Source organism: Nostoc mirabile CHAB5784 (assembly GCF_020829645.1).
GTDB classification, from domain to species: domain Bacteria; phylum Cyanobacteriota; class Cyanobacteriia; order Cyanobacteriales; family Nostocaceae; genus Nostoc; species Nostoc mirabile.
In genome coordinates this window covers 1-7,241 of sequence record NZ_JAIVFS010000203.1, presented here as the reverse complement: position 1 = coordinate 7,241, position 7,241 = coordinate 1, and the positions used below count along the sequence as shown (strand labels likewise).

General features: G+C 42.1%; 8 protein-coding genes and 2 pseudogenes. 9 read left to right on the top strand and 1 reads right to left on the bottom strand.

Going from position 1 to position 7,241, the window contains the following annotated elements; translation table 11 throughout:
• Positions 1 to 48 precede the first annotated feature (48 nt).
• The 4 genes and pseudogenes from LC653_RS43840 to LC653_RS43825 all read left to right on the top strand — a co-directional run bounded on the left by LC653_RS43840 (position 49) and on the right by LC653_RS43825 (position 2,593).
• The gene (locus LC653_RS43840) at positions 49 to 558 is read left to right on the top strand and encodes a hypothetical protein (RefSeq protein WP_229501524.1); all 510 of its coding nucleotides are present in this window, start codon (positions 49 to 51) and stop codon (positions 556 to 558) included.
• 98 nt (positions 559 to 656) lie between these two features.
• A complete protein-coding gene (locus LC653_RS43835; RefSeq protein WP_229501521.1) occupies positions 657 to 929 on the top strand; it encodes a hypothetical protein in 273 nt (90 codons plus the stop codon).
• A gap of 139 nt (positions 930 to 1,068) precedes the next feature.
• The gene (locus LC653_RS43830; protein ID WP_372478306.1) at positions 1,069 to 1,362 is read left to right on the top strand and encodes a hypothetical protein; all 294 of its coding nucleotides are present in this window, start codon (positions 1,069 to 1,071) and stop codon (positions 1,360 to 1,362) included.
• Positions 1,363 to 1,529: 167 nt separating this feature from the next.
• Positions 1,530 to 2,593 (top strand): annotated as a pseudogene (locus LC653_RS43825) (hypothetical protein).
• A 130-nt stretch (positions 2,594 to 2,723) separates the two neighbouring features.
• Here LC653_RS43825 and LC653_RS43820 read toward each other — a convergent pair.
• Complete coding sequence (locus tag LC653_RS43820; protein ID WP_229501520.1) at positions 2,724 to 3,068, bottom strand: hypothetical protein; 345 nt, start codon at positions 3,066 to 3,068, stop codon at positions 2,724 to 2,726.
• 346 nt (positions 3,069 to 3,414) lie between these two features.
• Between LC653_RS43820 and LC653_RS43815 the strand changes: the two genes are divergently transcribed.
• From LC653_RS43815 to LC653_RS43795, 5 genes and pseudogenes are all read left to right on the top strand, one after another.
• Positions 3,415 to 3,864, top strand: a complete 450-nt coding sequence (locus LC653_RS43815; protein WP_229501519.1) for a DUF1257 domain-containing protein — start codon at positions 3,415 to 3,417, stop codon at positions 3,862 to 3,864.
• A gap of 2 nt (positions 3,865 to 3,866) precedes the next feature.
• Positions 3,867 to 4,094, top strand: a complete 228-nt coding sequence (locus tag LC653_RS43810; RefSeq protein ID WP_229501518.1) for a DUF2997 domain-containing protein — start codon at positions 3,867 to 3,869, stop codon at positions 4,092 to 4,094.
• Between the two features lie 42 nt (positions 4,095 to 4,136).
• Complete coding sequence (locus LC653_RS43805; RefSeq protein ID WP_229501517.1) at positions 4,137 to 4,388, top strand: hypothetical protein; 252 nt, start codon at positions 4,137 to 4,139, stop codon at positions 4,386 to 4,388.
• Positions 4,385 to 5,638 (top strand): annotated as a pseudogene (locus tag LC653_RS43800) (AAA family ATPase); the annotation flags it as partial. The gene LC653_RS43805 and the pseudogene LC653_RS43800, both read left to right, overlap by 4 nt.
• Positions 5,639 to 6,305: 667 nt before the next feature.
• The coding region (locus LC653_RS43795; RefSeq protein ID WP_308189247.1) for a reverse transcriptase domain-containing protein at positions 6,306 to 7,241 on the top strand (936 nt) is incomplete at its 3' end.

Genomic DNA, 7,241 nt, shown 5'->3' with positions numbered 1-7,241 from the left:
ACTTCAAACGATGTTGCCTCTGGTTTTAAACTTTTTCTTGCCAAGTTTTTGCACCATTATTTCGCTACAAGGTCAAGATTACAGGATTTCCGCTCTTCTCTAGTAAGTTTTGCCACGCTAGGCAAAATCTACTGCAATCGTCACAATGGTTCACTGTGGTATACCTTAAACAACAGTGAAGCGAGTGCGATTACCCAAACTGCCTTAACTGGATATCTGCGAGAACTCAAATTTGAGAAGTGTGAGCGCAGAGGTAAAGAAGTTTACAAGTTGCTGATTACAATTCAAGCAGACAGACCTTATATATTAGAAAGTGGGCATGATACTCACTTTGCTAAATCTGTATTAGCAGCGATCGCAACTTTGACCCCACAACAATTATATTCTCCTATCACACTACAACCACAGGCGGGGACGACAGATGAAAATGTGTTGTTCTGTCGGGTATGGGTAGAGTCGGAATTAGTGATGGCATCCTACAACGAGCAAACAGAGTGGCGAGAGGTCAGTAAACAGGCTTTAGCTGTAACAAAAGTGGCGAATGAGATTGCGTTTTAAATCGTTGTAAACAGGGTTTGGGCAACTGTAATTAGAAGTTGCTCAAACTTTGTCTACAGCTTGTTGTGCTGTGTATTCACTACTACCAATAACAAGAAATGACTACAACAACCGTTCACCCCAGTATCGAAAACTTACAGCAGTTTTCTGACTCGTTCGACATTGAGAAACTATTGCAATCTGAGGGAGTTCTGCCGTGGCTTTTAGCAAATGGCTGGAAGCACGACGATGAATCGAGTTTGATTGCCAACATTATCGATGAGTCTACCAGTATTGATGAAGTTTGGGAATCAGACGAGTTTGACTTTAAGGCTCTGCCTGATGAATTAAAGGAAAAACTCAATCAAATCTTTGAGCATTTCTATCTGTAATCTTCTGTCACTCTCAATCAATAATTAACGCAGAGATAATGAAAATGTTGACGAAACAAGAATCAGATTATGCGTGAAAAACTCTACAGTCAGACTAATTAAATCTGACTGTAGAGGAAAATCGATTCCACGATAAATTATGCCACACTTCACTGCTACTAAGATGGAATTAAATTTGATTAAAGTTTATGACCCAACGCTGTTAAGCTCCTCAAAAGTTTACCAAATCAACGGTACACTTTCTCGATATTTGGGTGATGAAGGTACTATACAAAATCCACAGTATGTATTTTTACCTCTGCCAAATCAAAGAAAAAAAGCCAGCTTTCGACTAAATCGAAACAAACTCATTACTCGTTGTTATGAAGTCGAAGGCATGGTTTATAAGAAGCCTGCGGTACAGAATAATTCACAGCAACTTCAGCTATTTTAAGCCATGTCCATACATAAACCACCAGTCATTAAAAGACATATTCGGCTACAAAATAGCTCTACAAAAGTAATCTATAGAGCTACTACAGACATTCACTCTCTTGAGAAATACTCACAGAGAAAGCTTCGCTTAATCGAAGTGAAAAATAATGATTGAGGTGAATAATCATGGTACAAGCAATCGACAACCCTATTGCTACAAATTTCCTAACTGATGCAGTAGTCGAGCGCCACAATTTCTCACAGTTAAATAAAACCCGCATTCGCTTTCGCATCCAGCTAAAGAAAAGTACAAAATCTGCCGCGCCTAAATGGGCCGATGTGCTAAAAGCTGAGGTTTCTGAAATAGAATCAGACCTCGTTAAAGTCACAAATTCCGAAGTCGGTCTGCGAGGTATTAAGGTATTCAAAAAGCTTGATGAAGCTGCTGCCCAATTGCGTCAAGAGATTGCTTCAGTTCAAGAATGGATGTCTGCTGATACTGGTGATTGGGTTTGTCCGATTGATTTAGCTCCACTCGTGTGGAATCAGTTAATCAATATTAGGGATAATATCGCCCCTGGTTTACGCAATCAATTAAAAGTTGATTACGAAGCGGGACTTCTTGATTATCAGGAACGGATTGATCAGTTCCTCTCACTTAACACTTGGGAATTAGCACAGGATAAGCAAGAGTCAGTCAAAGCCAACTTGTTAAGAGCATTTCCGACTCTGACCGATCTTGAAGACTATTTGCAAGTCATTATTGGTCGCCCGGTGATTATCCCTGCCCTCTCTGAGCAACTCAATCAGCAGCAAGCCGAATGTCTTGACCAGATTACCAAGTTCATCCAACAGTATGACCAAAATTTAGAGCAACGGCTAAGGGAATCAGCCCTGGCAGGTGGTGAACAACTCGCCGCGCAGTTGCTTGAAGAGTTGGCTGATTGGGAACCAGGGAGGAAACCCATACAGTTTAAAAGAAAAATGGAGCGTCATCTGATGAAGGTTCAAGTGCTACTGCACCGGAGGCAGGCAGTAGCTTGGAAGCGATGATGGCGCACTTAGATTCTATTGTTAACGATCCAGCGATTGAGTCTAAGAATCTTGGCAGTGATACGCGCAGTCAACTACAGCAAAAGATAGATTCTATCCGCACCAAGTTGCTGGATGAACAACGCAATCTACAATCACTTGCGACTGACGACGTGGGCTTATCGAAAGCTACGGTGATGTCGTTCAAGTTTCGGTAAAAAACAGTCTTGGGCGAGGGTGCATTCGCTCAAGACTAAGTACCTTAACGAAAAATGCATATAGAACCCATTTGAGATCTATACAGGAGGGCAATCGAATTTGGCTGAACTACGAGCTAAGTTACAAATTTTATAGATTGATCGTCAGGATTTTTTTCTTGCTTTTTTTGTCGCTCAACACGACTGTATTGTAGGGTAATGTATCCGTTAAGAGCGGAATTGGCAGCCTAAAACTGGGGCTTTTATGATCGAGTTCACCTAAATCAATGCTTTTCGTTATATCGCCATCTGTTGCCAGATAAGCGGTAAGTTCGCCTTTATAATCTTCAATTAAAAAGTCTTTAAAGAAAACGACTTCCCCACCCTCAGGATCTATACCAAGGATGACCGTACCGCTGAAAGTTGCGCCTTTTCGTTCTTCATCAACCGTTGCCATTGTGATTTCCGAGGGGTCTTGACCGGACATATCTGCCATAAACTTTTTCCTGGGCGAATTCTCAACAATTGAAAATGATTTTACAAGAGCGCTATGGGCGATCGCAAAACTCTCAGGACGTATTTCTGCATCGGTCTTGCAAATGTATAGCCAAGTTACTTCTGGTTATACGCCTAATTGGAAGATTGAGTAGGGATGATTCGGGGCTGAAAGCGATCACGAAGCGTTGCTGCAAAGTGGTTCAATGATTGCCCACTCTTTGTCGGTTAAGCTGCTGGAGTACGGCATTTATTTCTCATTTTACCCGTTCTTCCAAGATCCCAAATGGGTTCTATACACCTCAAAAAGAATACCGCACTTCTACTACTATAGGAACAAAATTCTCATGTCACATTTCTCAACAGTTAAAACCAAGCTTGCTAACCGTGAATGCCTTATTTTTGCACTCACGGATCTAAAACTATCACCGCAAGTTCACGAAATAGCACAATCACTAAAAGGATACTATGGTGGCTCTCAAGGACAAAGCGCTGAAATCATCGTATCTGGTCGCACCATAAAAGCCCGTGCAGACATCGGTTTCAAATGGAATCAGTCAAGCGGTGTGTACGAGGTCATACACGACAGTTATGAAACAGTTCCGAAGTTGGGGCAAGACTTTTTTAGTAAGAAATTAATGCTGGCTTATGGTAAGCGTTTGGTTCGCGCTAAAGCTGCCGAGTTACAAGAGCAATTTGGGGAATGCATTATTGCTGAAGAAACTAACGGGAGTGTGCAAACTCTACGGCTGACTTTTGCCGGACATCAAGAAGTTAAACAATTTGTACGGAGATAATTATGAAACGTTCAATACTGATTCATTTCGACAATGCTACAGGTGAAGTTCGAGTGGAAGCAGAAGGATTTGAGGGCTTGAGTTGTTTATCGGCTACGCAACCATTTGAAGAGGCATTGGGGGTTGTGGAGGGCGATGCCTACGGCGGTAAACTACGCACATATAAGGATGAAGCACAAACCCAACAGCTTCGCAGTACAAACAGCAGTCAAACACGTTTACGTCAGTAACTAACACGGGGGAAGAAACTTGATTCCCCCCTGCAATTCACTATGAATAAATTAGCGAAAGAATACCCTTTCATCCATATATATCCTCAGCAAAAACCACGCCAGCCCGTAATTATCAAAACCAATACTGAGGGCTTGTGTGTGCTGTTGAATGCCATTGTTTCCACCATTGCCCAACAAGAGCGCGATGGTATGGCTGAGGTTTTTGACGGCGATGCCGAAGTTTATGAAGTAGTCGTGAGACTTGTTAATACTCACGATGAACTAGCTCCACTACCTTATCAAAAATCATGAAACTCTCAAATCTGCTCTCCACGCTTGATTCACAAATCCCCATTGCTGCGGTTGATGTCCTGTCTCCTGATGAAGCGACGATTATTCAGTGGTTAACTACAGAGGCATCTAACAAGCTATCAAGTCCAGTGTTCTTCTGGAATCTGGGGGTATCAACCTTAGAGCAATGTTTAATCGCAGCAGATGGGGGATTGGTGTTTAAGCCAGTGTCAGAGTATAAGAAACCACAACACGCTGATCCACTACTATTTGTATTCGACTACATTGCTAACTTTAGTGGTAATGGTGTATTTATCCTCGGAGATATTCACCCCTTTATTGCTAAGAATTCACCCCAATTGAGTTGGGAGATTTTATCCAAAGTCAAAAACCTTTACCACAGGTTAAAACCTACAGATAAACGCATTGTATTGTTGGGTCAGAACATACAATTACACGAATCCTTAGTCAGATTGATTCCTTATTGTGAAGTCCCTTTACCTAGTATTGACCAAATACTTGAACATATCACTTCTTATTTGCATGACTTACAACAGTCAGCTATTGAACAGGAATTGACTTTTACTATTTCCCTCAACAAGAGTGAAATTGAATCTCTTTCTCGTGCTGCCTTGGGATTAACTCTGGAGGAGATTAGCGACTTCCTGCGGTTAACTGTTAAACATAACCTAACATCAGATGGGATTTTAATTGATAGTCATTTTATACCCCAAGCAGTCGAGTATAAAACTCGGCTGTTGTCTCAAATGGGTATTGAATTGGGCAAGCCTGCTAGTATCTCTTTTGGAGGATTGGATTTGTTGCGTGAGTGGCTCAATCGGCGGCGGCGGCTGTTCACACAAGAAGCGCGTGAGCTTTCCTTGCCTCAACCGAAAGGTGTGTTGCTGGCTGGCCCACCCGGTACTGGGAAAACTTTATTAGCCAAGAATATTGCTAATATTCTCAATTTACCACTACTCCAACTAGACATTGCGTCCCTCTTGGGCAGTCTGGTCGGTGAGTCTGAAGGGAATGTCAGACGTGCTTTGAAAACTGCCGAGGCGATCGCACCCTGCGTGTTATGGGTGGACGAAATCGAGAAAGCCTTGTCCGGTACTGGTGACACCTCTGGAGTGTCACAGAGGATTCTGGGCAATATCCTTACATTCATGTCCGAATCACAGTGTGGTGTGTTTGTCGTGGCAACTTGCAATGACCCCTCTGCACTGCCAAGTGAGCTAAAGAGGAAGGGAAGATTTGATGAAAATTTCGTGCGACCCGTTGGTTGAAATGAGTAGAAATACTCAAGGAAAACCGCTTGGTTTAAGAAGGGAGAAATCCTAACAAAACCATGACAACTTAGCATTCATGTCAGTGAGAGGAAGTATCCTAGAAAACTCAAGTCTGACCCCACAGGTGTAGTGGTGACAGCATCACCCCCAATATGAAGCATAGCAACCTTCATGTTGAAGCGGGGTGAAAAGCCGATAAGCTGATAGCCTAAGTCGGTGAAGCGGCAAGCAAGAACCCATGAGTAAAAGCGAAAGCTTGAAGATATGCAAGAACCATCGTAACGTCGAACCAGCCAAATCAGGCTGACAGGCTGGAGCCAAAAGGCAAAGGATAAAGGGGCTGGCAGATGAAGTTCCGACCAGTAAACACTCCCAACAAAACCCGGTGGAAAGTATCACTCTAAAGGTTTAAACAAATGAATGCTAGGAACGGGATAACCCCTCATTAGCTCTCCGGCGGTCGATACGGAGTAAGTAGCTAACTGTAAGCGGTGAGGGGAAGGATTGTCCAAGAAGCTAATGCTTTGGGTAATGCCAAAGATATGCTGACGTGGACACGATAACTTGGAAGGTAAAGTTTTTAGTAGTAATGAAAAAGTCTAAAACACGACAAATCAAAACTACCAAACTAAAGAGGAATTTCGCCTTGAAAGTACTCAATAGAAACGGTCATAATGATAAATCGATGGTGGAATGGAAAAACGTTAACTGGCGAAAGCTAGAAAGACGAGTTTTCAAGTTACAAAAGAGAATTTACCAAGCCTCTAGTCGTGGAGATGTCAAAACGCTTCGCAAGCTCCAAAAGACATTGATGAAGTCATGGTCAGCCAAAATGTTAGCCGTGCGACGAGTTTCACAAGACAACCAAGGAAAGAAAACAGCCGGAGTAGACGGAGTAAAATTATTAACTCCAAAGCAAAGGCTAACCCTGGTTAAACAATTGAAACTATCTTCAAAATCAAAACCAACTAGACGTGTCTGGATACCAAAACCAGGCAAAGAAGAAAAAAGACCTTTGGGGATTCCAACGATGCACGACCGAGCAAAACAAGCCTTGGTAAAACTAGCATTAGAACCAGAATGGGAAGCTCGTTTTGAGCCAAACAGTTATGGTTTTCGACCAGGACGCTCATGCCAAGATGCTATCGTAGCAATATATACAGCTATCAAGCAAAAAGATAAGTACGTATTAGATGCTGATATCTCGAAATGCTTCGATAAAATCAATCATTCAGCTTTACTAAGGAAACTAAACACATTTCCCACTCTTAGACGGCAAATTAAAGCATGGTTAAAAGCGGCAATAATGGATGGTGGAAAATTGTTCCCAACAGAGATTGGCACACCACAGGGTGGGGTATTATCTCCGTTATTAGCTAACATCGCCCTACATGGGATGGAAGAACGGATTAAACAGTTTGCTGCAACCTTAGATATTAAGAATAACCGAGGTGTTCAAATATCTAAAAAGGATAAAGTTTACTCACTTAATTTAATCCGATATGCTGATGATTTCGTAGTTTTCCATTCAGACATTAAAGTAGTTCAAAAATGCCAACAGATAATAGCTGAATGGTTAGAA

Coding starts and splice junctions, on each gene's coding strand:
- LC653_RS43835 (WP_229501521.1), top strand. CDS start 657: ATGACTACAACAACCGTTCACCCCAGTATCGAAAACTTACAGCAGTTT.
- LC653_RS43830 (WP_372478306.1), top strand. CDS start 1,069: ATGCCACACTTCACTGCTACTAAGATGGAATTAAATTTGATTAAAGTT.
- LC653_RS43820 (WP_229501520.1), bottom strand. CDS start 3,068: ATGGCAGATATGTCCGGTCAAGACCCCTCGGAAATCACAATGGCAACG.
- LC653_RS43815 (WP_229501519.1), top strand. CDS start 3,415: ATGTCACATTTCTCAACAGTTAAAACCAAGCTTGCTAACCGTGAATGC.
- LC653_RS43810 (WP_229501518.1), top strand. CDS start 3,867: ATGAAACGTTCAATACTGATTCATTTCGACAATGCTACAGGTGAAGTT.
- LC653_RS43805 (WP_229501517.1), top strand. CDS start 4,137: ATGAATAAATTAGCGAAAGAATACCCTTTCATCCATATATATCCTCAG.